The organism is Micromonospora sp. NPDC005206, from assembly GCF_040608175.1.
Classification (GTDB): domain Bacteria; phylum Actinomycetota; class Actinomycetes; order Mycobacteriales; family Micromonosporaceae; genus Micromonospora.
The window spans coordinates 59,909-82,085 of the sequence record NZ_JBEXHU010000022.1; the positions used below are offsets into that span (position 1 = coordinate 59,909).

The 22,177-nt window shown below is 71.5% G+C and carries 18 protein-coding genes; 12 read left to right on the plus strand and 6 right to left on the minus strand.

Annotated elements, in window-relative coordinates; translation table 11 throughout:
- Positions 1-77 precede the first annotated feature (77 nt).
- Complete coding sequence (locus tag ABZU69_RS29245) at positions 78-1,376, plus strand: aspartate aminotransferase family protein (RefSeq protein ID WP_354967524.1); 1,299 nt, start codon at positions 78-80, stop codon at positions 1,374-1,376.
- Complete coding sequence (locus tag ABZU69_RS29250; RefSeq protein WP_354967525.1) at positions 1,373-2,866, plus strand: CoA-acylating methylmalonate-semialdehyde dehydrogenase; 1,494 nt, start codon at positions 1,373-1,375, stop codon at positions 2,864-2,866. The genes ABZU69_RS29245 and ABZU69_RS29250 overlap by 4 nt, the downstream gene beginning before the upstream one ends.
- On the opposite strand, the gene ABZU69_RS29255 is transcribed toward ABZU69_RS29250, so the two are convergent.
- The gene (locus ABZU69_RS29255) at positions 2,838-4,211 is read right to left on the minus strand and encodes an acyltransferase (RefSeq protein WP_354967526.1); all 1,374 of its coding nucleotides are present in this window, start codon (positions 4,209-4,211) and stop codon (positions 2,838-2,840) included. The two genes, ABZU69_RS29250 and ABZU69_RS29255, sit on opposite strands and share 29 nt — an antisense overlap.
- 202 nt (positions 4,212-4,413) lie before the next feature.
- On the opposite strand from ABZU69_RS29255, the gene ngcE (ABZU69_RS29260) reads away from it, so the two are divergent.
- From ngcE (ABZU69_RS29260) to ABZU69_RS29270, 3 genes are all read left to right on the plus strand, one after another.
- Positions 4,414-5,829 carry an N-acetylglucosamine/diacetylchitobiose ABC transporter substrate-binding protein gene (gene ngcE / locus ABZU69_RS29260; protein ID WP_354967527.1) on the plus strand — a complete coding sequence of 472 codons (1,416 nt, stop codon included), beginning with the start codon at positions 4,414-4,416 and terminating at the stop codon, positions 5,827-5,829.
- A gap of 62 nt (positions 5,830-5,891) precedes the next feature.
- Entirely contained in the window at positions 5,892-6,800 is a 909-nt protein-coding gene (locus ABZU69_RS29265; RefSeq protein WP_354967528.1) for a sugar ABC transporter permease, read from the plus strand.
- Complete coding sequence (locus tag ABZU69_RS29270; protein ID WP_354967529.1) at positions 6,797-7,702, plus strand: carbohydrate ABC transporter permease; 906 nt, start codon at positions 6,797-6,799, stop codon at positions 7,700-7,702. The genes ABZU69_RS29265 and ABZU69_RS29270 overlap by 4 nt, the downstream gene beginning before the upstream one ends.
- 265 nt (positions 7,703-7,967) lie before the next feature.
- Here ABZU69_RS29270 and ABZU69_RS29275 read toward each other — a convergent pair whose 3' ends face one another.
- A complete protein-coding gene (locus ABZU69_RS29275; protein WP_354967530.1) occupies positions 7,968-8,954 on the minus strand; it encodes a BadF/BadG/BcrA/BcrD ATPase family protein in 987 nt (328 codons plus the stop codon).
- Between the two features lie 205 nt (positions 8,955-9,159).
- Between ABZU69_RS29275 and ABZU69_RS29280 the strand changes: the two genes are divergently transcribed.
- The 5 genes from ABZU69_RS29280 to ABZU69_RS29300 are packed head-to-tail and all read left to right on the plus strand — an operon-like array spanning position 9,160 to position 14,185.
- A complete protein-coding gene (locus tag ABZU69_RS29280; RefSeq protein ID WP_354967531.1) occupies positions 9,160-10,122 on the plus strand; it encodes a MurR/RpiR family transcriptional regulator in 963 nt (320 codons plus the stop codon).
- Entirely contained in the window at positions 10,119-10,868 is a 750-nt protein-coding gene (locus ABZU69_RS29285) for an SIS domain-containing protein (protein WP_354967532.1), read from the plus strand. The genes ABZU69_RS29280 and ABZU69_RS29285 overlap by 4 nt, the downstream gene beginning before the upstream one ends.
- A gap of 26 nt (positions 10,869-10,894) precedes the next feature.
- On the plus strand, positions 10,895-12,331 hold the full coding sequence (gene ngcE / locus ABZU69_RS29290) for an N-acetylglucosamine/diacetylchitobiose ABC transporter substrate-binding protein (RefSeq protein WP_354967533.1): 1,437 nt from the start codon (positions 10,895-10,897) through the stop codon (positions 12,329-12,331).
- Between the two features lie 16 nt (positions 12,332-12,347).
- Positions 12,348-13,256 (plus strand): sugar ABC transporter permease, encoded by a 909-nt coding sequence (locus ABZU69_RS29295; protein ID WP_354967534.1) that lies wholly within the window; start codon positions 12,348-12,350, stop codon positions 13,254-13,256.
- Positions 13,256-14,185 carry a carbohydrate ABC transporter permease gene (locus tag ABZU69_RS29300; protein ID WP_354967535.1) on the plus strand — a complete coding sequence of 310 codons (930 nt, stop codon included), beginning with the start codon at positions 13,256-13,258 and terminating at the stop codon, positions 14,183-14,185. Before ABZU69_RS29295 ends, ABZU69_RS29300 begins: the two co-directional genes overlap by 1 nt.
- Before the next feature lie 156 nt (positions 14,186-14,341).
- Here the strand turns inward: ABZU69_RS29300 and ABZU69_RS29305 are convergent, their stop codons facing one another.
- Complete coding sequence (locus ABZU69_RS29305; RefSeq protein WP_354967536.1) at positions 14,342-16,093, minus strand: ABC transporter ATP-binding protein; 1,752 nt, start codon at positions 16,091-16,093, stop codon at positions 14,342-14,344.
- Positions 16,090-17,859, minus strand: coding sequence for an ABC transporter ATP-binding protein (locus tag ABZU69_RS29310; RefSeq protein WP_354967537.1), 1,770 nt, complete (start codon positions 17,857-17,859; stop codon positions 16,090-16,092). The genes ABZU69_RS29305 and ABZU69_RS29310 overlap by 4 nt, the downstream gene beginning before the upstream one ends.
- 139 nt (positions 17,860-17,998) lie before the next feature.
- On the opposite strand from ABZU69_RS29310, the gene ABZU69_RS29315 reads away from it, so the two are divergent.
- Both ABZU69_RS29315 and ABZU69_RS29320 read left to right on the plus strand, forming a co-directional pair.
- Positions 17,999-19,705 (plus strand): bifunctional 3'-5' exonuclease/DNA polymerase, encoded by a 1,707-nt coding sequence (locus tag ABZU69_RS29315; protein ID WP_354967584.1) that lies wholly within the window; start codon positions 17,999-18,001, stop codon positions 19,703-19,705.
- Between the two features lie 141 nt (positions 19,706-19,846).
- Entirely contained in the window at positions 19,847-20,440 is a 594-nt protein-coding gene (locus ABZU69_RS29320) for an NTP transferase domain-containing protein (RefSeq protein ID WP_354967538.1), read from the plus strand.
- Between the two features lie 19 nt (positions 20,441-20,459).
- On the opposite strand, the gene ABZU69_RS29325 is transcribed toward ABZU69_RS29320, so the two are convergent.
- The gene (locus tag ABZU69_RS29325; RefSeq protein WP_354967539.1) at positions 20,460-21,107 is read right to left on the minus strand and encodes a DJ-1/PfpI family protein; all 648 of its coding nucleotides are present in this window, start codon (positions 21,105-21,107) and stop codon (positions 20,460-20,462) included.
- A gap of 43 nt (positions 21,108-21,150) precedes the next feature.
- Entirely contained in the window at positions 21,151-22,107 is a 957-nt protein-coding gene (locus ABZU69_RS29330; protein ID WP_354967540.1) for a helix-turn-helix domain-containing protein, read from the minus strand.
- Positions 22,108-22,177: the final 70 nt, after the last annotated feature.

Sequence of the window (22,177 nt, forward strand, 5' to 3'; positions counted from 1 at the left end):
TACACAGTGGCAGTTGCCCACACCGGCCGCCGGTGGGAGCGTGCGGTATCCACGAATGCCGCTGAAGGGTTGCCACGATGACCGACGACCTGCTGGCCCGGCACCGGGCCGTGCTTCCGTCCTGGATGCCGCTGTACTACGCCGAGCCGATCGAGTTGGTCTCCGGCTCGGGTCGCCGGGTCACCGACGCCCAGGGCCGCAGCTACCTGGACTTCTTCGGTGGCGTGCTGACCAACATGATCGGCTACGACATCCCGGAGATCCGGGAGGCGGTCGAGCGGCAGCTCACCTCCGGCATCGTGCACAGCTCGACGCTCTACCTGATCCGCCAGCAGGTGGAGCTGGCCGAGAAGATCGCGCAGCGCTCCGGCATCCCGGACGCCCGGGTGTTCTTCACCAACTCCGGCACCGAGGCGAACGAGGCTGCGTTGCTGGTCGCCACCAACCACCGCCGCTCGCACCAGATCCTGGCCGTGCGCAACAGCTACCACGGCCGGTCGTACGCGGCGATGGGCGTCACCGGCAACCGCAACTGGTCGGCCAGCGGGCTGAACCCGCTCCAGGTGGCCTGGCTGCACTCGGGTGACCGGGTGCGCGGCCTGCTCGCCCGGCTGAGCGCCGAGGAGCAGGTCGACGCGGCGGTGGAGGACCTGCGTGAGGTGCTGGCCACCCAGACCGCCGGCGACGTGGCGGCGTTGATCGCCGAGCCGATCCAGGGCGTGGGTGGCTTCGTGCACCCGCCGGACGGGCTCTTCGCCGGCTGGAAGAAGGTCCTCGACGAGCACGGCATCCTGTTCATCGCCGACGAGGTGCAGACCGGCTGGGGGCGTACCGGGGAGCACTTCTGGGGCTACCAGGCGCACGGGGTCACGCCCGACCTGCTCACCTTCGCCAAGGGCATCGGCAACGGGTTCGCGCTGGCCGGGGTGGTCGGGCGTGCCGAGGTGCTGGAGTCGGTCCCGGCGATCAGCTTCTCCACGTTCGGCGGCAACCCGATCTCCACAGCGGCCGGCAACGCGGTGCTCGACTACCTGATCGCGCACGACCTCCAGGCGAACGCGGCCCGGGTCGGCGCGATCCTCGCCGACGGCCTGCGGTCCGCCGTGGGCGGCCTCGACTGCGTCGCGGAGGTACGCGGCAAGGGGCTGATGCTCGGCGTCGAGTTCGTCCGGCCGGGCACCAGCGAACCCGACCCGGCGCTGACCAACCGGGTCTTCGAGGCGTGCCGGTCCGGTGGCCTGCTCGCCGGCAAGGGCGGCCTGTACGGCAACGTGCTGCGGATGGGTCCACCGTTGACGCTGACCGAGGAGGAGGCCCGCGAGGGCCTGGCGATCCTCGTCGACGCGATCCGGTCGGCGGCGGGGGTGGCGGCGTGAGCAGCCGAATCGGGCACTTCATCGACGGCAAGCGGGTCGGCGGCACGTCCGAGCGGCGGGGCGACGTGTTCGACCCGGCGACGGGTCGGCGTACCGCCGAGGTGGAGCTGGCCTCGGCCGCGGACGTCGACGTCGCGGTGCGGGCCGCCGCCCTCGCCGCCCGGGCCTGGCGGGACGCGTCCCTGGCGAAGCGGTCGGCGGTGCTGTTCGCCTTCCGGGAGCTGGTGCACTCCCGCCGGGACCGGCTCGCCGAGGTGATCACGGCAGAGCACGGCAAGGTGCTCGCCGACGCCGCCGGGGAGGTGCAGCGCGGCCTGGAGGTGATCGAGTACGCCTGCGGCCTGCCCTCGGCGTTGCGCGGCGCGTTCAGCGAGAACGTCTCCACCGAGGTCGACTCGTACACGATCCGCCAGCCGCTCGGGGTGGTCGCGGTGATCTCTCCGTTCAACTTCCCGGTGATGGTGCCGCTGTGGTTCGTGCCGGTCGCGGTGGCCTGCGGCAACGCGGTGGTGCTCAAGCCCAGCGAGAAGGACCCCGGCGCGGCGCTGCTGCTGGCCGAGTGGTTCGCCGAGGCGGGCCTGCCCGACGGGGTGCTGAACGTGGTCAACGGGGACAAGGAGGCGGTCGACGCGCTGCTGGACCACCCGGAGGTGCAGTCGGTGTCGTTCGTCGGCTCCACCCCGATCGCCCGGTACGTCTACCAGCGCGGCACCGCCGCCGGCAAGCGGGTGCAGGCGCTCGGCGGGGCGAAGAACCACATGGTCGTGCTCCCCGACGCCGACCTGGACCTGGCCGCCGACGCGGCGGTCAACGCCGGGTTCGGCTCGGCGGGGGAGCGGTGCATGGCCATCTCGGTGCTGGTGGCGGTGGAGCCGGTGGCCGACGCGCTGGTCGAGCGGATCGCCGCCCGGATGGCCGGGCTGCGTACCGGTGATGGCCGGCGGGGCTGCGACATGGGCCCGTTGGTCACGGCCGAGCACGCGGCGAAGGTGCGCTTCTACGTGGACGCCGGGGTGGCCGCCGGCGCGGTGCCGGTGGTGGACGGTCGGGACGTCACGCCGGACGGCGACCCGAACGGCTTCTGGCTGGGTCCGACGCTGTTCGATCGGGTGACCCCGCAGATGTCGGTCTACACGGACGAGATCTTCGGGCCGGTGCTCGCCGTGGTCCGGGTGGGCTCGTACGACGAGGCGGTGGAGCTGGTCAACGGCAGCCCGTACGGCAACGGCACGGCGATCTTCACCAACGACGGCGGCGCGGCGCGGCGCTACCAGCACGAGGTGGAGGTGGGCATGGTCGGGATCAACGTGCCGATCCCGGTGCCGATGGCGTACCACTCGTTCGGCGGCTGGAAGGCCTCGCTCTTCGGCGACCTGCACGCGCACGGCGAGGACGGGGTGCGCTTCTTCACCCGGGGCAAGGTGGTCACCAGCCGCTGGCTGGACCCACGCCACGGTGGGGTCAACCTCGGGTTCCCCACCCAGACCTGAGCAGCCGCAGCACGCCCGCCCCGGCCAGGTACGCCAGCAGGGCCGGGACGGGTGTGCCGAGCGGCTCCGGTGCCCGCGCGGGGGTCGCGCTGTTGATCAGCAGCGCGGCCACCACAGCGGCGTAGCCGGCCACGGTCAGCGCCGTCCGGGTGGTGGTGCCCCGTCCGGCCCGGCGCCCGGTGCGGTGCCGGGCGCTGCGCGCCTCCACCGGGCCGAAGATGGCGACCAGGACCGCCAGGACCACCGCGAGCAGCAGCAGCCAGGGCCCCCGCCACGCCCACCAGGCGGCCGAACCGACCGCCGGGGTGGGCAGCGTCCCGGTCGCGTCGAGCAGGCCGATCAGCAGGACGGCGGCGGTCAGGTGCCAGAGGAAAACGGTCAGCACCACCAGGTTGACCCCGATCACGAGCTGCCACGGGCCGGTGCGGCGCAGCAGGCGCTCCGCCGGGCCGTGCAGCAGCAGGACCAGGCCGAGCTGGGTGGCGGCGACGGCCAGCAACGCGAGGCTGGGCGGCGCGGCGTTGTCCAGCCGCTCTCCGGGCACGTGCAGCATGGCCACCGGCCAGGGGCCGAGCACGGTGAGCAGCAGCAGCGCGGCCAGCCCGACGGCCAGGAACACCACGCCGGCTCGGCGGGACGTGGGCAGCCGGCGTCGGCGTACCCCCGGACGGTCGGGTGCCGACGGCCCGGCAGCGCGGGTGTCGTGCCAGGCGAAGCCGAGCTGGTGTACGGCCAGCCAGCCGAACAGGTAGTTGCCGTACCCCTGCTGCTCCGGCCCGGTCATTCGGAGCAGGTCGCCGACGCCGACCAGGGCGACCAGCACGAGCGGGACGGCCAGGCCGAAGCGGCGATGCAGCGCGTACATCGGTGGGGTGAGCGCGACCACCGCCAGGTAGGCGACCAGGAACCAGAGCGGGATGGTGGCGAACCAGACCACCTCGCGGATCCGGGTCGGGTCGGCGTCGAGCAGCCGGGCCACCGCCGCCGCGGCGCTGAGCACCAGCACCAGCACGCTGGTGGGGCGCACCAGTCGGGCGCTGCGGTCGAGCAACCAGCCGGCGGCGTCGCCGTCCCGGGCCCGCAGCCGGGTCAGCGAGGCCGCGTTGGCGTAGCCGCCGACCAGGAAGAAGACCGGCATCACCTGGGCCACCCAGGTCAGCGGGTACGCCCAGGGCAGCTCGCCGAGCGCGGAGTGCCCGGTGGGCCGGCCGGCGGCGTCCCGCTCGATCACCGTGACGCCCCAGTGCCCGAGAACGACCATGGTGATGGCGAGCGCCCGGAGCAGGTCGACGTACCGCTCCCGGCCGGGCGGGGTGCGCTCTGCGAGCTGGCGCAGGCGGCGCATCGCCTCAGGCTATGCGACCCGGTGCTGGCCGGTGGTGATAACGGTTCGGCAGCCGGGGGTTGAAGTCCGCGCGTCGCTGCCGTAGAAATTCTTCAACGACTCAGTGTCATATGAAGACAAGCAACACATCCCCCTGCGCCTCGACGCGACGGACGCCACCCCCCATCACCGGCGCCCGCCCGACCCGACCCGAGGAGACATCATGAACAGGCGTGACATCCTGCGGCGCAGCGCCGCCGCCGGGCTGCTGGCCACCCCCGCCGCCGGCCTGCTGACCGGCTGCGCCACCGGCGGCGGCGACGACAAGAGCGACGCCACCGCCTACAAGGGCACCAAGTCCGAGCAGAACCCGCTCGGCGTCAAGGAGGACGCCCCGCTCGAGGTGGTGATCTTCGGCGGCGGGTTCGGCGAGGAGTACGCGAAGGCCCACGAGGCCATGTACACCGAGAAGTACCCGAAGGCGCAGATCAAGCACTCCTCCACCCAGGAGATCAGCAAGACCCTCCAGCCGCGCTTCGTCGACGGCACCCCGCCGGACGTGGTCAACAACTCCGGCACGGGTCAGATCGACTTCAACGGCCTGGTGAGCCAGAACGCCCTCGCCGACCTGGGCGAGCTGCTCGCCGCCCCGAGCCTCGACATCCCCGGCAAGACGATCAAGGACACGCTGCTGCCCGGCGCGGTCGAGATCGGTTCGTACGACGGCAAGTTCCTGGTGATGAACTACACCTACACCGCGTACGGCATCTGGTACTCCAACAAGCTGTTCACTGAACGCAAGTGGGAGTATGCCAAGACCTGGGACGAGCACATCGCGCTCTGCAAGCAGATCAAGGCCGCCGGCATCGCCCCCTGGACGTACGCCGGCATACACCCGCGCTACATGAGCTGGCCGCTGATCTCCACCGCGATCAAGTTCGGCGGCCCGTCGGTGGCCACCGCCCTCGACAACCTGGAGCCGAACGCCTGGAAGTCCGACGCGATGAAGGCCGCGGCCGACGCCTGGCACCAGATCGTCAAGGACAAGTACATCCTGGAGGGCTCGCCCGGCCTGGACCACAAGCAGTCGCAGACCGCCTGGTGCCAGGGCAAGGCCGCGTTCATCTCCTGCGGTTCCTGGCTGGAGAGCGAGCAGAAGGCCGTCACCCCGGCCGGGTTCAACATGACCATCGCGCCGACGCCGAGCCTGGGCAGCGGCGACAAGCTGCCGTTCGAGGCGATCCGGGGCACCGCCGGCGAGCCGTTCATGGTGCCGGCCAAGGCCCGCAACGTCGCCGGTGGCCTGGAGTACTTCCGGACCATGCTCTCGAAGAAGGGCGCCCAGGACTTCACCCGGAAGGTCGCCAGCCTCACCGTGGTGGCCGGCGCCAGCGAGGGCGTCGAGCTGCCGTACGGGCTGAGCACCGTGGTCAAGGCACTGGACGCGTCCGGCGCCAACGGCTTCAACTGGGTCTACAACAACTTCTACCGCAAGCTGGAGCGCAATCTCGTCGACGCCGCGTGCGGCGAGTTCTTCAGTGGCCGGATCGGCCCGGCGGACTTCCTCGACCAGTGCCAGAAGGGCGCCGACTCGATCGCCCAGGACAGCTCGATCAAGAAGTTCAAGCGGGCTGCGTGACACCCCGGCCGGTGGGGGCGGACCGCCCCCACCGGCCGCACCACGGGAAGTAGGTCCTCATCGTGAGACATGGCAAGTGGCCGCTGATCGTCACCTTCCTGGTGCCGCCGGTGCTGCTGTACGTCGTCTTCGTCGTGTCGCCGTACCTGCAGGCGTTCCAGATCTCCACCACCGACTGGCTCGGCTACTCGGCCGACGCCAACTCGGTCGGTCTGGCGAACTTCAAGACGCTGTGGCACGACGGGTACGTCTGGAACGCCTTGCAGAACAACACGATCCTGCTGGCCCTGGTGCCGGTGCTGACCATTGTGCTCGGGATCTTCTTCGCCACCATGCTCGCCATGGGTGGGCGCAAGGGCCGTGCCGGCGTGACCGGTGTACGTGGCGGCGCGTTCTACCGCACGGTGTACTTCTTCCCGCAGGTGCTCTCCGTGGTGATCATCGCGCTGCTCTGGAAGGAGGTCTACCACCCGAATCAAGGGCTGCTCACCAGTGCCCTGCACGCGCTCGGCCTGCCCGCGCCGACCTGGCTCGGTGACCCGGCGACCGCCTTCTGGTGCGTCCTCGCGGTGATGGTGTGGAGCAACGTCGGCTTCTACGTGGTGCTGTTCGGCGCGGCGATGTCGGCCGTGCCGAAGGAGATTTACGAGGCGGTGCTGCTCGACGGCGCGTCCCGGTTCACCACGCTGCGCCGGGTCACCCTGCCGCTGCTCTGGGACACCGTCCAGGTGGCCTGGGTCTACCTGGCCATCTTCGCCCTGGACGGGTTCGTCCTCGTGCAGCTGATGACCAACGGCGGGCCGAACTTCTCCACCGACGTGATCGGCGTACGGATGTACGACACCGCCTTCGGCAGTGAGACCAAGTTCGGCTACGCCTCGGCCATCGGCGTGGTGATGTTCTTCCTGACCCTCTCGGTGGCGGTGCTGTCGCTGCGGGTCGGCCGGCGCGATCGGATCGAGTACTCGTGACCACAGTGGACAGACCCGCCCCCGCCGCCACCGCGTCGACGCCCTCCGCCGGCCGGGACCGCCCGCTCCGCCGGGACCTCGGCGTGGCCAACGTCTTCTCGCACGGCTTCCTGCTGCTCTGGGGCCTGCTCACCGTGCTGCCGCTGCTGTGGATGTTCATCAGCTCGTTCAAGACCAACGGCGAGATCCTGGCCGACCCGTGGGGGCTGCCCGGGGCGCTGAACCTGGACAACTGGGCGCGGGCCTGGACCGGCGCGCACATCGGCCGGTACTTCTTCAACAGCCTGGTGGTGGTGGCCGGCTCGGTCAGCCTCACCATGCTGATGGGCGCCACCGCCGCGTACGTCTTCGCCCGGTACGAGTTCCGCGGCCGGCAGTTCGTCTACTACCTGTTCGTCGGCGGTCTGATGTTCCCGGTGTTCCTCGCCCTGGTGCCGCTCTTCTTCGTGGTCCGCAACGCCGGCCTCTTCGGCACCTGGATCGGGTTGATCCTGGTGTACGCGGCCTACTCGCTGCCGTTCACGGTGTTCTTCCTGACCGCGTTCTTCCGGACCCTGCCGACCTCGGTGGCCGAGGCCGCGATGGTCGACGGCTGCGGTCACTTCCGACTGTTCTTCCGGGTGATGCTGCCGATGGCGCGTCCGGGACTGATCAGTGTGGCGATCTTCAACTTCCTCAGCCACTGGAACCAGTTCCTGTTACCGCAGGTGTTGATGCAGGGCGACGAGTCCAAGTGGGTGCTCGCCCAGGGGCTGTTCGCGCTGTCGGTCAGCCAGGGATACGCCGGCGACTACGCCCGGCTCTTCGCCGGGCTGAGCATCGCCGTGCTGCCGGTGCTCGCCGTGTACGTGGGCTTCCAGCGACAGGTGCAGACCGGCCTGACCGCGGGTCAGCTCAAGTAGCCGACCCGCCGATCCGGGCCGCACGTCTGACCGATCTCGATCGCCGCGCAGCTGGCGCAGACCTCCGCGTCCCCACCCCGATTCTTCGCCGTGGAGCGGCGGGCGCGCGGGGCCTCTCGGGCAGGCGTGGGGCGGGGGCTCGCGTTGATCGTGCTCGATCCAGGATGTAGTGGCCTCCGGACGCGAGGTGGGGACTATTTCCACGATCGAGCCCGCTCTGACCCAACGCGGCGGGCGGGGCGCGGGGCGGGTGTGGGTCGGGCGGTCAGGGGGTGGGGAAGAGGAGGGCGTGCAGGGTGGTCGGATCGGTCACCTCGGGCAGCTCGCGGGCGGCGAGCCAGGCCGCGGCGGCGGCCCCGTCGCCGGCGGTGCGCAGCGGCGCGTCCGGCCAGTGCCGGCCGACCTCGGCCCGGACGGCGGCGGCCAGCGGGGTGTTCCCGGTGAGCAGCCCACCGCCGAGCACGAACGGTGTCACCGCCCCGGCCGGGCGGATCCGGCCCACGCTGTCGACCAGGTGCGCGGCGGCCTCGGTGAGCAGCGCGGTGGCGACCGGTTCACCGTCGGCGGCGGCGGTGACGACCAGCGGCGCCAGCCGGGCCAGCTCGATCGGGGGTCGGCGGGTCACCGCCTGGATCGTGGCGTCCACGGTGTCCCGAGGGCGGGCGGCGATCTCGGGGCTGCCCAGCAGGTCGGTGAGCACCGCCGTGGCCAGCGCGCCGGGGGCGCGGCCGGCGTCCAGGTCGGCGAGCAACCGGCGGACCGCCTCACGGCCCAGCCAGAAGCCGGACCCGGCGTCGCCGAGCAGCCAGCCGTGTCCGTCGGCGACCCGGTCCAGCCGCAGGTCACGGACCTGAGCGGTGATCGCCCCGGTGCCGGCGATGAGCACCGTGCCATCCGGGGCGGCGGTGCCGGAGGCGTAGGCCACCAGGGCGTCGCCGTGCACCGCGTACGGGCAGCGCAGGCCGGCGTCCTGCCAGGCCCGGTCGAAGGCGGCGCGGCCGGCCGGGTCCGCGAGCAGCCGGGCCGCCCCGGCCAGCCCGATGGTGCCGGCCGCCACCCGGGTCGGGTCGACGTCGGCGAGCGCACCGCGCAGGGCCTTCAGCAGCTCCGTGGCGGCCTGTTCGGCGCCGTGGCTGGTGGGGTTGCCACCGCCGGCTCGGCCGGTGCCGAGGCGTTCGCCGGTGAGGGTCAGAGCGGTCGCCCGGGTGGACGTACCGCCGACGTCGAGACCGACCACGACGGTGTCGGACATCGGCACGGCCTCCTTGCGCTGCGCGACGTTGGGCCCCGTTCATGCTGGTCGGCGCCGTCGTGCGGGGCAAGATCTGGCCGGCGCGGCGGGCTGTGCGCCAGGTAACAGTTTGAAAACTTCGCCCACAGTCTTGACACGGAGGGGCGTTCAGTAAGAACTTTTACCACTAACAGTTAACAATCTTTTTGGAAAGGCCAGGCGTCGCATGGTTGATCACGAGGTGGACACCTCCGCGGGGACCGCGGTGGTCGACGCCGACGCGTTCGACCGGCGAGGCGCGCTCGGGTCCGCCTCCGACGGGGTGCTGGCCCGGGTCCGCAACGGGCTCGGTGAGCTGACCGGCGCGCTGCGCCGGGTCGCCGAGCACGTGCTGAGCGACCCGGAGGCGGCCGCCCGATCCACCATAGTCGAGTTGGCCGAGCGTAGCGGCACGTCACCGGCGACCATCACCCGTTTCTGCCGGGCGATGGGCTTCGAGGGGTACGCCGACCTGCGGCTGGGCATCGCCTCCGAGACAGGTCGGGCCCGTTCGGCCGGGTGGACCATCGACATCGGACGGGAAATCCAGCCGAGCGACCCGCTGGCCCGGGTGCTCGACCAGATCATGGCCGCCGACACCCGGGCCATGCACGACACCGCCGCGCTGCTCGACCTCTCCGAGGTGGAGCGGGCCGCGGTGGCCATCGCCGGCGCCAGCAGGGTGAACATCTTCGGCGCCAGCGGCAGCGCCCTGGTCGGCGAGGAAATGCAGTTCAGCCTGCACCGCATCGGGGTGGCCGCGTGGGCCTGGAACGACGTGCACGAGGGGCTGGCCAGCGCCGCGCTGCTGCGCACCGGAGACGTGGCGCTGGGCATCTCGCACACCGGCCAGACTCGGGAGACGATCGAGATGCTCGCCGAGGCGGGCAGTCGGGGCGCCACCACGATCGCCCTCACCGGCTTCCCCCGCTCACCGCTGGCCGAGCTTGCCGACATCGTGCTGCTCACCGCCAGCCAGGCGACCACCTTCCGGCCGGACGCGCTCTCCGCCCGCCACCCCCAGCTGGTGGTGCTCGACCTGCTCTACATCGCCGTCGCCCAGCGCACCCACGACCGCGCGCACGCGGCCTTCCGGCGTACCGCGCAGGCCGTCGACGGGCACAAGGCCGCGAAGGGAGCCCTCGCATGATCAGCGCCCAGGGGTACGCGGACGCAGTCCGCCCGGTGCTCGACCGGCTGCTCGACACCGAGGCCGACGGCATCACCCGGGCCGCCGACCTGATCGCCGAGAGCCTGCGCGCCGGCGGTGTGCTCCAGGCGTTCGGCGCCGGGCACTCCGAGGCGTTCGCCGCCGAACTGGTCGCCCGGGCCGGCGGGTTGGTTCCCACCAACCGGCTCTCGGTGCGTGACCTGGTGGTGCACGGCGACGCCCCGCCGGATGTGCTCGCCGACCCGAAGCTGGAACGCGACCCCTCAATCGCCCACCAGATCTACGCGCTCGCGGCGCCTCAGCCGCGCGACGTGTTCGTGGTGGCGTCCCAATCCGGCATCAACGGCTCGGTGGTCGAGCTGGCGGCGCTGGTCACCGAGCGCGGTCACCCGTTGATCGCGGTCACCTCGGTCGAGCACACCGCACGGGTGGCCCCGCGGCACCCGTCCGGTCGACGGCTCGCCGACCTCGCCGACGTCGTGCTGGACAATGGCGCGCCGTACGGCGATGCACTGCTGCCGCTCGAGGGCGGCGGCGCGGTCTGTGCGGTCTCCTCGGTCACCACTGCGCTGCTGGCGCAGCTGCTGACCGCGGAGGTCGTCCGACGGTTCCATCAGGCCGGAGAGGTGCCCCCTATCTACCTCTCGGCCAACGTCCCCGGCGGGGACGAGCACAACATCGCCCTCGAGTCGCGGTACGCCGGGCGTCTCCGGCGCACGGCCTGACCCGAATTCCACAAGGAGAGACGACGATGTCGATTACCCCCGAGCACCCGGCCGAACTTGACCGCCGTACGGTGCTGCGCCGCGCCGCCGCCGTGGGCATGCTCGCCACTCCGGCCATCGGCCTGCTCAGCGCCTGCGCCACCAGCGGTGGCGACGAGAAGAACGAGCAGGTCTCCGGCGGCACCAAGAGCGCGACCAACCCGCTGGGTGTCAAGGAGGACGCCCCGATCGAGGTGGTCATCTTCAACGGCGGCTACGGCGAGAAGTACGCCACCGACGTGCACGAGCCGCTCTACAAGAAGGCGTTCCCCAAGGCGGAGGTCAAGCACCAGGCCACCCAGGCCGTCTCCACCGTGCTCCAGCCGCGTTTCGCCTCCGGCAACCCGCCGGAGTTCGTGAACAACTCGGGCGAGAAGCTGATGGACTTCGGCGCGCTGGTCGCCGACGGTCAGCTCCAGGACCTCACCGAGCTGTGGGACGCGCCGTCGGTCGACGACCCGGCCAAGAAGGTCCGCGACACCGTGGTGCCCGGCACCATCGAGGCGGGCTCGTTCAACGGCAAGCCGTTCGTCCTGTACTACGTCTCCACCGTCTTCGGCATCTGGTACTCCGGCAAGCTGTTCAAGGACAACGGCTGGGCGCCGGCGAAGAACTGGGACGAGTTCATCACCCTGCTCACCGCCATCAAGGCCAAGGGCATCACGCCGTACGGCTACGCCGGGGCGAACGCGGCCTACTACCAGTGGAACGTGATCCTCACCCACGCCGCCAAGATCGGCGGCACGGACGTGCTGAAGAACATCGACAACCTGGAGGACGGCGCCTGGCAGCAGGACGCGGTCAAGCAGGCTGCCACCGCGTGGGCCGAGGTCGGGGCGAAGTTCAGCGACAAGAGCTTCGAGGGGCTCAAGCACACCGACGTGCAGCTGCGGCAGAACCAGTACAAGGTGGCCATGTACCCCAGCGGTGACTGGCTGGAAGGCGAGCAGAAGAAGGACACCCCGGCCGGCTTCGAGTACCAGCTCATGCCGGTGCCGAGCATGTCCGCCTCGGACAAGCTGCCGGCCACGGCGCTGCGGGCCACCGCGGGTGAGGGCTACTTCGTCTCGGCGAAGAGCAAGAACCCCAAGGGCGGCCTGGAGTACATGCGCCAGATGCTGTCCACGGCGGGCGCGAAGGGCTTCACCGAGGTGGTCAAGGCCCCGACCGTGGTCACCGCCGGCTCGGAGGGCTTCGCCTTCCCGCCCGGTGTGGCCAGCTCGCAGGCCGCGCTCAAGGCGGCCGGCCAGGATGTGTTCAACCTGTACTTCGACGGCTGGTACAAGGAGCTCGACACGGAGGCGCGTACCGCCACCAACGAGCTGATGTTCGGCCGGATCAAGGCGGACGCCTTCGTGGAGCGGATCCAGAAGCGCGCCGACGCGATCAAGAAGGACAGCTCCGTCACCAAGTTCAAGCGCTGATCGGAGCGTAGGGGTCATGCGGCACGGCAAGTATCCGTTCGTGATCGGGTTCCTGTTCGCCCCGGTCACGCTGTACGTGGTCTTCGTCATCGCGCCGTACGCGCAGGCGTTCCAGATCTCGATGACCAACTGGAGGGGGCTCTCCGCCCCGCAGTGGGTGGGCTTCGACAACTACCGGAGGCTGCTCGACGACGGCAGCTTCTGGAAGGCGGTCCAGCACCACGGCGTACTGCTGCTTGCCCTGCCGCTGATCACCATTGCCATCGCGCTGTTCTTCTCGTTCCTGCTCAACGTGGGCGGGAAGAGCAGCGGTGGGCAACGCCAGGGGGTCTGGGGGGCGAAGTTCTACCGGGTGGTGTTCTTCTTCCCCCAGGTCCTGGCGGTGGCCATCATCGCGGTGCTGTTCCAGATGGTCTACCGGCCCAACGAGTCCGGCCTGATCAACGGCGTACTGATGAAGCTCGGCTTCGATCCGGTGCTCTTCCTGGTCCGGCCGAACCTGGCCCTCTGGTCGATCATCGGGGTGCTGGTCTGGCAGGCGGTCGGCTTCTACGTGGTGCTCTTCTCGGCCGGGATGGCCTCCATCCCGGGTGAGATCTACGAGGCCGCCGAGATGGACGGGGCGACCAAGGTGACCCTGTTCTTCCGGGTCACCCTGCCGCTGCTCTGGGACACCCTCCAGGTCGCCTGGGTCTACCTGGGCATCGCGGCGTTCGACGCGTTCGCCATCGTCGCGGTGCTCTCCGTGGACGGTGGCGGCCCGGACGGCGCCACCACGGTGCTGGCCATGGAGATCTACCGCAACGCGTTCGTCTACTCGAAATACGGCTACGCCTCCGCGATGGGTGTGGCGCTCTTCTTCCTGACCCTCACGTTCGCGGCGCTGACGCTGCGGCTCACCAAGCGGGAAAGCGTGGAGTACTGATGAACCCGCAGTCGACGCTGCCGCCGACGCCGGCGGCGCTACCGCCGAAGACCGGCGACCCGGGCGCCCCCGGTGGACGAGGGTCGAAGAGCCCCCGCTCGGAGGCACGGCTCTTCGCCGGCCTGGGGCACATCGCGCTCGCCGTGTGGGCGGTGATCGTGATCGTGCCGATCCTCTGGACGTTCCTCGCCGCGTTCAAGAACACGACCGAGATCTTCAGCAGCCCGTGGACGCTCCCGGCGGAACTGCGCTGGGAAAACTTCGGCCGGGCCTGGACCAAGGCGCACGTCGGCCGGTACTTCCTCAACAGCGTCATTGTGGTCACGTGCAGCACCTTCGGCACCATGCTGCTGGGCTCGATGGCGGCGTACGTGCTGGCCCGGTACAAGTTCTGGGGCAACCGGGCGATCTACTACCTCTTCGTCTCCGGGTTGGCCTTCCCGGTCTTCCTGGCCCTGGTGCCGCTCTTCTTCGTGGTGAAGAACCTGGGCCTGCTGGACACCCACACCGGGGTGGTGCTGGTCTACATCGCGTACTCGCTGCCGTTCACGATCTTCTTCCTGGCCGCGTTCTTCAAGACGCTGCCGTCGTCGGTGGCGGAGGCGGGGCTGATCGACGGCTGCGGGCACACGCGGCTGTTCTTCCAGGTCATGATGCCGATGGCGAAGCCGGGTCTGATCAGCGTGGCGATCTTCAACATCATCGGTCAGTGGGCGCAGTACCAACTTCCCCTGGTGCTGCTCTCCAACGCGAAGGACAAGTGGGTGCTCACCCAGGGCATCGCGGACATCTCGGTCAACGCCGGCTACGAGGCGGACTGGTCCGGGTTGTTCGCCGCGCTGACCATCGCGATCCTCCCGATGATCATCGTGTACGCGATCTTTCAGCGTCAGATCCAGGCCGGCCTCACCTCCGGCGCCGTGAAGTAAGGAAGGGCACCTTCTTAACGCCTGGTGCATAGGAAGGGCCCCCTATTAACAACACCTCCTCGGCCGGTGCCGACCCCAGCGCCTGCGCGTGCTGCGGGGGGTTTGTTAATAAGGGGCCCTTCCTCTACCGGAGGCGTTAAAAAGGTGCCCTTCCTTTCACCTCGGGTGGTCGTCGGCGTGGGCGTGCCAGGAGTACCACAGCGCGGCGTACGCCCCGTCGGCCGCCACCAGCTCGTCGTGGCTGCCGATCTCGGTGATCCGGCCGTCGGCCAGGACGGCGACCCGGTCGGCGTCGTGCGCGGTGTTCAGCCGGTGCGCGATGGCGATGACGGTCCGCCCGACGAGCACGGCGGCCAGCGCCCGCTCGGTACGCCGGGCGGTCGTCGGGTCGAGCGCGGCGGTCGCCTCGTCCAGGATCAGCGTGTGCGGGTCGGCGAGCACCAACCGGGCCAGCGCCAGTTGCTGCGCCTCGGCCGCGCCGAGCTGCCGGGCCCCGTCCCCGAGCGCGGTGTCCAGGCCGTCGGGCAGGTCGGCGTACCAGTCGGCGCCCACCGTGACCAGCGCGGCGCGCATCTGCTCGTCGGAGGCGTCCGGGGCGGCGAAGGCGAGATTGTCGCGTAGCGAACCGATGAAGACGTGGTGTTCCTGGGTGACCAGGGCGATCCGGCGACGACGCTCGGCCGGGTCGAGGTCGGTCACCGGGCAGCCACCGATGCTGACGACGCCACGGCGCGGCGCGTCGATCCCGGCGAGCAGCCGGGCCAGGGTGGACTTGCCGGCCCCCGACGGGCCGACGACGGCCAGCCGCTCCCCGGGCCGCACCTCCAGGTCGATGCCGTGCAGCACGTCGCGCCCCCCGCCGTACGAGAACCGCGCCTCGCGCACGACGAGTCGCTCTCCCCGTGACGTGGCGACCGTGCCGGGCGGCTCCGGTGGGACCAGGCCGACGCCGAGCACCCGGGCGAACGACGCGAAGCCGCGCTGCGCCTGCTCGGTCCACTGCAGCAGCCGGTCCAGCGGATCGATCGCCTGCTGAAGATAGAGCGCGGCGGCGACCACCGCGCCGAGCGACACCATCTCCTCGGCGAGCAGATACCCGCCGACGAGCAGGACCAGGGCGACGGGTAGCGGGTAGCTGGCCTCCACCACGCTGAAGAACACCGTACGCAGCGCGAGGGTCGCCCGCCGGGCCCGCCACAGCCGGGTGATGCGGGTGGTGCCGTGCCGGATACGGTCGTCGGCCAGCCGCAGCGCCTCGACCGTGCGGGCGCCCTCGGCGGTGGTGGTCAGCGTCTCGGTCAGCTCCGCGGCCGCCGCGCCCTCGGTGAGGTACGCGGAGCTGGCCCGCCGGAGGTACCAGCGGGTCACCGCCCAGATCGACGGCAGCCCGGCCAGCGCCGCCAGCCCGAGCAGCGGGTGCAGCAGGAAGACCGCCCCGAACAGCAGCGTCAGCTGCACCGAGGCGATGACCATGGTGGGCACCACGTCCCGGACCGTGGTGCCGACCGTCGACACGTCGACGGAACTGCGGGTCGCCAGGTCCCCGGAACCTGCCCGCTCGACGACCGAGACGGGCAGCCCGAGCGTCCTGTCGACGAACTCCTCGCGCAACTCGGCGACGGCCCGCTCCCCGAACCGGTGGCCGGCGTACTGCGCGTACCGGGAGAGCAACGCGCTGACCAGGACGCACCCGCCGATCGCCAGGGCCAGGCGATCCACCGTGGTCACACTCGCACCCGCGCTGACACGGTCGACGATGGTGCCCAGCAGCCACGGCGGGGCCAGCCCGGCGACCGCGGCGGCGCCGTGCAACGCCAGCACGACGCCGACCGAGCGCCGGTGCCGGCCGATCAGGTCCCGCAGCGCCCGGCGTACCGTCCTGCGGTCCGCCACCGGCAGTCGGCTCACGGATAGGCCCCCTCGACGTCGGCGGGTCGGTCCACGTCGGGATCGGCGCTGTCCCGGGCCACCAGGTGCCGGTAGCCGGGGTCCTGGTGGAGCAGGTCGGTGTGGGTGCCGGTGGCGACGATCCGGCCCGCACGCAGGTGCGCGACGAGGTCGGTCCGGCTGAGCAGCAGCGGCGAGGTGGCGAGCACGACCGTCGTGCGGCCGGCTCGCGCGGCACGTAGCCGTTCGGCGATCCGCGCCTCGGTGTGCGCGTCCACGGCCGACGTGGGGTCGACGAGGATCAGCACCTCCGGCTCGGCGAGCAGCGCCCGGGCCAGGCGTACCCGTTGGCGCTGGCCGCCGGAGAGCGTCCGGGCCCGGGCGTCGATCACGGTGTCCAGCCCGGCCGGCAGCGCATCGACGATGTCCTCGGCCGACGCGGCCCGCAGAGCCGCGCTGATCCGGTCGTCGTCGTCGTCGTTCAGCCGGTCGTCGTCGGACTCGGTTCGGGAGAGCAGGACCTCCCGCAGCGTGCCGGGGAACAGGTACGAGTCGTGATCGGCGACCACGATGCGCGCGCGGATCTCGTCCAGGGCGATCCCGGTCAGCGGCACGCCGCCCCAGGTGGATTCGCTGGCCACGTACCGGCCGAGCCGATCGGCCAGGGCCAGCGCCGCCGAAGGATCGTCGGCGGCCACGCCGGTCAGCCGGCCGACGGGAACGGTCAGCCCGGTCACCGGGTCGTGCAGGTCCGCGGGGTGCTCCGGCGCGGAGACGACGTCCCGGCGGCGTCGATCCGGAACGCCACCCCGCCGATCCGGTGCGCTGCGCGGGCCGCCGACGTCGTCCGGGGTCAGCTTGAGCAGGGCGACGATCCGCCGGGCGGCGACCCGGCCGCGGATCAGTTGGTGGCTGCCTTCGAGCAGGAACCAGACCGGCACGATCAGGGTCGCCACGTAGCCGTAGACGGCGACCAGCTCACCGATCGTGACATCACCGGCCACCGCCATCCGGGCCGTCAGCCACACCACCGCCGCCAGGAACAACCCGGGGATGGCGACGGTCGCCGCGTCGATCCAGCTGTTGACCGCGCCGACCCGGTAGCCCTCGGCGAGCAGGTCGCGGGATCTGGCCGCGTACCGGCGGGCGAACAGGTCCCGACCGCCCACCCCGGCGAGCACCCGTAGCCCGGCCACGATGTCGCCGGATCGGGCGGTGAGCGCGCCCTGCTGCTTCCGGTAGACCGATTCGGCCCGCTCCAGGCGGCGTAGCAGCGGACCGACGACCAGCCCGACGGCGGGCACTCCCACCAGGATGCAGAGCGCGAGCACCGGGGAGATCGACCAGAGCACCACGGCGATGACCGCGTACGCGACGATCGCGCCGACCCCCGGCCCGGTCAGCGTGAGCACCTGCGCCGACCAGTCGATGTCGGAGCCGCCGATGGTGGCCACCTCGCCGGCGGCGACCCGGCGCGGCAGCACCGCGCCGATCCGGGACAGCTGCCGCAGCACGACGGCGGCCGAGCGGGCCTTGGCGTCCTCCCGGATGAAGGTCATGGTGCGGTGCCGCATGATGCCCAGGTACGACAGCCCCGCACCCGCGACGAGGATCGCCGCCACCCAGAACGCCAGGGCCTGGGTGTCGCCCGCGCGCAGCCCGTCGTCGACGGCGCGGGCGATCAGGTAGGGCCGGACCGACAGCCCGATCATCCAGGCGGTCCCGAGCAGGCTGCCGCGCAGCACCCGCCAGGGCTGGCGGCGGACCAGCCACCAGAGGTACCGCATCGGACCCCCGGTGTCCGGAGTGCCAGGATCGGAATGCGGAATCTGCGGGGGCACCCGGCCACGCTACCGAGCCCTTTCACGACCCATCGACCCGTTTGCCGGCACGCGCCGAGATGTAAGGAAGGGCACCTTTCCGTTCCTGTCACAGGGGCGAGGCAGAATCGCATCTGTGCTGGTGGCGGTGGTGGCGGATGAGCGGGGTGGGGGAGAGCTGTGCCCGCTGGACGCCGCCGGCCACCCCACCGGTCCGACCGAGGTCGTCACCGACCTGGCCGCGGCGGTGGCGGCGCGGGAGGCCGCCGAGCGTCCGCGCTGGGTCTGGCCGACCGCCGGCGCGGTCTATCCGGCGTTGTTGCGGGCCGGGGTGCGCGTCGAGCGTTGCCATGACGTGGAGCTGACCGAGGCTCTGCTGCTCGGCCACGCCGGCCGCTGGGGTGAGCCGCGTTCGTTCGCCGCCGCCTGGGCCCGGCTCAGCGGTGCGCCGGTGCCACCCGACCCGCCGCCGCGCCCGGCCGCGCCGCCGGGGCACGGGCAGGGGGCGCTCTTCGACGCGCTGCCCGGCCCGCCGGGCCCGGGGGTCGACGCCCTGACCCGGGTGTACGCCGACCAGGTCGCCCGGGTCGCCGTCACCGAGCATCCGGGTCGGTTCCGGCTGCTGGTGGCCGCCGAGTCGGCCGGCGCGCTGATCGCGGTGGAGATGGGTGTCGTCGGGCTGCCGTGGCGGGCCGAGGTGCACGACGCGATCCTCGCCGAGCTGCTCGGTGAGCCGTCACCGGTCGGCGGCCCGCCGCGCCGGCTGGCCGAGCTGGCCGCCCGGATCGCCGACGCGTTCGGCGTCCGCCAGCTGCACGCCGACTCCCCGGCGGAGCTGCTGAAGGCGTTCGCCCGGGTTGGGGTGGAGCTGCCCAACACCCGGGCCTGGGTGCTGCGCGGGGTGGACCATCCGGCGGTGCCGCTGGTGCTGGAATACAAGGAGCTCTACCGGATCTGGACGGCGCACGGCTGGTCATGGCGCGAGCAGTGGGTTCGCGACGGGCGGTTCCAGTCGGAGTACGTCCCGGGCGGGGTGGTCTCGGGCCGCTGGGCCACCCGGGGTGGTGGCGCGTTGCAGATCCCGAAGGTGATCCGCCGGGCGGTGGTGGCCGACCCGGGCCGGCGGTTGGTGGTGGCCGACGCCGGCCAGTTGGAGCCCCGGGTGCTGGCGGCGGTGTCCGGTGACGTCCGGTTGGCGGCGGCGGGTGGGGCCGGTGACCTGTACGCCGCCCTCGCCCGGGACGCCTTCGCCGGTGATCGGGCCCGGGCCAAGGTGGCCCTGCTCGGCGCGATGTACGGGCAGACCGGCGGGGCGGCGGTGCCCGCGCTGGCGGTGCTGAAGCGCAGCTACCCGACGGCGTTCGGCTACGTCGAGGCGGCGGCGCGCACGGGTGAGGCGGGCGGGCTGGTGCGCTCGTGGCTGGGGCGCACCTGCCCGCCCGGCTCAGCCGATTTTGGCGACCCGGACGGGGCGACCGACCCCGATGGCGTGGCCGACCCGCAGAGTCCCCGGGCCCGCGCCGCCCGGTCGCGGGGGCGCTTCACCCGCAACTTCGTCATTCAGGCCACCGCCGCGGAGTGGGCCTCGACGCTGCTGGCCACGCTGCGCACCGAGCTGGCCGGCACCGACGCCGAGTTGGTCTTCTTTCAGCACGACGAGGTGGTCGTGCACTGTCCGGCGGCACAGGCCGAGGCGGTGGCGGAGGCGGTCGGTCGCAGCGGTGAGCGGGCCACCGCGCTGCTGTTCGGCGACACTCCGGTGCGATTTCCGCTGGATCTGTCCATCGTCGACTGCTACGCCGACGCGGCATAGCGGACGATTTTCCTATTTGCCCCGCTACCCGAGGCCTGCCGCACTCGTTGCATCCGGTGTCCGTAGGACGGGACGGACCGGGTGCCGCCGTGCCCGGTCCGCTCCACGGTGGAGGGGGCCCAGCTGAACCGGATCGCAGGAATGATCATCGCCGCGGGCGGGGGGCGCCGCATCGGTGGTCCCGAGGCGCTGCTGCACCAGGGGGAGAAGCCCCTGGTCAACCAGATGATCGACACGATGACCGAGGCGGGCTGCGAGCAGATCGTGGTCGTACTGGGTGCCGCCGCCGACCAGGTCCGGGAAACCGCCGACCTGGGCCGGGCCACGGTGGTCATCAACAAAGCGTGGGGCACCGGGGTCGGCTCGTCCATCCGCGCCGGCCTGGCCGCCATGGAGGACGAGGGAATCGAGGCAGTGGTGGTGGTCCCGGTCGACATGCCGGGCCTGACCGCCGCCGCTGTCCGGCGAGTGGCCGCACTGCCGTACCCGGACGTGCTGGTCTGCGCCACCTACGACGGGCTGCGCGGCTACCCGATGCTCTTCGGTCGCCGGCACTGGCCCGGCATCGCCACGCTGGCCAGCGCCGACGTGGGCGCCCGACCGTACCTGCTGGCGCACAAGGACCAGATCGTCGACATCGGCTGCGACTCGGTCGCCGACGGCAGCCGGGTCGACACCCCGGAGCTGATGGCGCTCTACGGCCTGACCGTCCCGCCGCAGCGGGTCGGGGTCTAGGGGGTCGCTGACCGGCAGGTCACCGCGCCACTCTGGCCGCGCTGTCGTACGCCGCCGCCCGCGCGACCACCTCGGGGGTCGCGCGGGAGGGGTGGCCGCTGTCGAACGGCGGTTGTGGGTCGTACTCCATCCAGAGCTGGACGGCCTCCGCGGTCGTCCGGTCGGTGAGGAGTTCGACGAGTCTCAGCCCCATGTCGATGCCACTGGACACTCCGGCGGCCGTGATGATGTGTGCGTCCGGTTCCTCGACGATCCGCTGGTCTGCCGGTTCGGCGCCGAAGCGGATCAGCTCCTGCGCCGCGAGGTAGTGGCTGGTGCTCCGTCGTCCCCGCAGCAGGCCGGCGGCCCCCAGGAGGATCGAACCGGAGCACACGGACGTCGTCCACGTCGTCGTGTCGTGGATCCGCCTGATCCAGGCCGGCAGAGGCCCGGTGAGAGCCGGAATGGTCCCCGGCCCGCCCGGGACGATGAGAACGTCGGTCGCTTCGACGTCGTCAAGCGCGGACTCGGCCACGAGGGAGACCATCCCGCAGTCGTCCCGGACGGGACCGGGGCGTTCGGCGACCAGGACCACGTCAATGCCCGGGGTGAGGGCCAGTGGCTGGTAGACGCCGATGACGTCCAACGCGGTGAAACGCTCGTAGAGCGGAATGACGACATGGGTCATCGGAATTCCTTCCGGTCGGGAGGGATGAGCAAGGTGTCCGCGGTCAGAGGGTCGAGAAGCGCGCGCGAAATGCGCCCGGGGTCGTGCCGAGTCGTTCACCGAACACGCGTCGGAGCGACTCGGCGGATCCGAGTCCCGCCTTGGCCGCCACCGTGTCGAGGCCGAGGTCGGACTGCACCAGCAGGCGTTTGGCGGTCTCCAGGCGAAGCTCGGTGAGGTAACGACCGACGGTGAGGCCCGTCTCACGTGCGAACAGGCGCTGGAAGTGCCGGGGCGACATGGCGAACTGCGCGGCAAGGTCGTCGACCCGGTGTGTCGCGGCCGGATCGGCGTCGATGGCCCGTTGGGCGGCGGCTATCCGCTTCTCGGTGGCGCGTTCCAACCACACCGGGCCGGAGAACTGAGCCTGGTGTCCGGGGCGGTGCAGAAACATCACGAGCCAGCGGGCGATTTCCTGGGCGACTCGTGCTCCGTGATCGGCGGCCACGACGGCCAGTGCCAGGTCGATTCCTGATGTGACTCCACCGGAGGTCCACACCGGGCCGTCGTGCACGTAGAGGGCGTCGTGGTCGACGGTGACGTCGGGAAACCGCCGACCGAGGTCCCGGGACACGGACCAGTGGGTGGCCACCCTGCGACCACTGAGCAACCCGGCCCGCGCGCACAGGAACGCCCCGGAGCAGACGGACAACAACCGCGTGGGGCGGCATGCTGCCAACCAGGCGACGAGATCGGCGTGCGCATCCTCGGCCGCCGCCGTGCGGCCACCGGGCACGACGAGGGTGCCGGCCCGGACCGGTTCTCCGAGCGCGTCGGCCGCCAGGACGAGGCCGCTCTCGGACGCCACCTCGGCCTCCGCGCCCACCAGCCTCAGGTCGTACGCGGGACGCCCTCCGCGTGCCGCCCGGTGCCGATTCGCCCCCGCCAGGACCTCCCACGGACCGGTGACATCGAGGGACTGCACGCCCGGAAAGGCGACGACGGTGACGGGCTCAGCCATGGTCCCAGTCTGCAGGCGGGACCACCGTGGCGCCATGACGTCATACCCACGGATAGTGACACCTCAGCCG

Bases quoted from the DNA above. Each gene is read 5' to 3' on its own strand.
- ABZU69_RS29325 (WP_354967539.1), bottom strand. From the start codon at position 21,107: ATGACCCATGTCGTCATTCCGCTCTACGAGCGTTTCACCGCGTTGGAC.
- ABZU69_RS29245 (WP_354967524.1), top strand. From the start codon at position 78: ATGACCGACGACCTGCTGGCCCGGCACCGGGCCGTGCTTCCGTCCTGG.
- ABZU69_RS29295 (WP_354967534.1), top strand. From the start codon at position 12,348: ATGCGGCACGGCAAGTATCCGTTCGTGATCGGGTTCCTGTTCGCCCCG.
- ABZU69_RS29280 (WP_354967531.1), top strand. From the start codon at position 9,160: ATGGTTGATCACGAGGTGGACACCTCCGCGGGGACCGCGGTGGTCGAC.
- ABZU69_RS29275 (WP_354967530.1), bottom strand. From the start codon at position 8,954: ATGTCCGACACCGTCGTGGTCGGTCTCGACGTCGGCGGTACGTCCACC.
- ABZU69_RS29330 (WP_354967540.1), bottom strand. From the start codon at position 22,107: ATGGCTGAGCCCGTCACCGTCGTCGCCTTTCCGGGCGTGCAGTCCCTC.
- ABZU69_RS29285 (WP_354967532.1), top strand. From the start codon at position 10,119: ATGATCAGCGCCCAGGGGTACGCGGACGCAGTCCGCCCGGTGCTCGAC.
- ngcE (WP_354967533.1), top strand. From the start codon at position 10,895: ATGTCGATTACCCCCGAGCACCCGGCCGAACTTGACCGCCGTACGGTG.
- ABZU69_RS29310 (WP_354967537.1), bottom strand. From the start codon at position 17,859: ATGCGGTACCTCTGGTGGCTGGTCCGCCGCCAGCCCTGGCGGGTGCTG.
- ABZU69_RS29300 (WP_354967535.1), top strand. From the start codon at position 13,256: ATGAACCCGCAGTCGACGCTGCCGCCGACGCCGGCGGCGCTACCGCCG.
- ngcE (WP_354967527.1), top strand. From the start codon at position 4,414: ATGAACAGGCGTGACATCCTGCGGCGCAGCGCCGCCGCCGGGCTGCTG.
- ABZU69_RS29320 (WP_354967538.1), top strand. From the start codon at position 19,847: ATGATCATCGCCGCGGGCGGGGGGCGCCGCATCGGTGGTCCCGAGGCG.
- ABZU69_RS29255 (WP_354967526.1), bottom strand. From the start codon at position 4,211: ATGCGCCGCCTGCGCCAGCTCGCAGAGCGCACCCCGCCCGGCCGGGAG.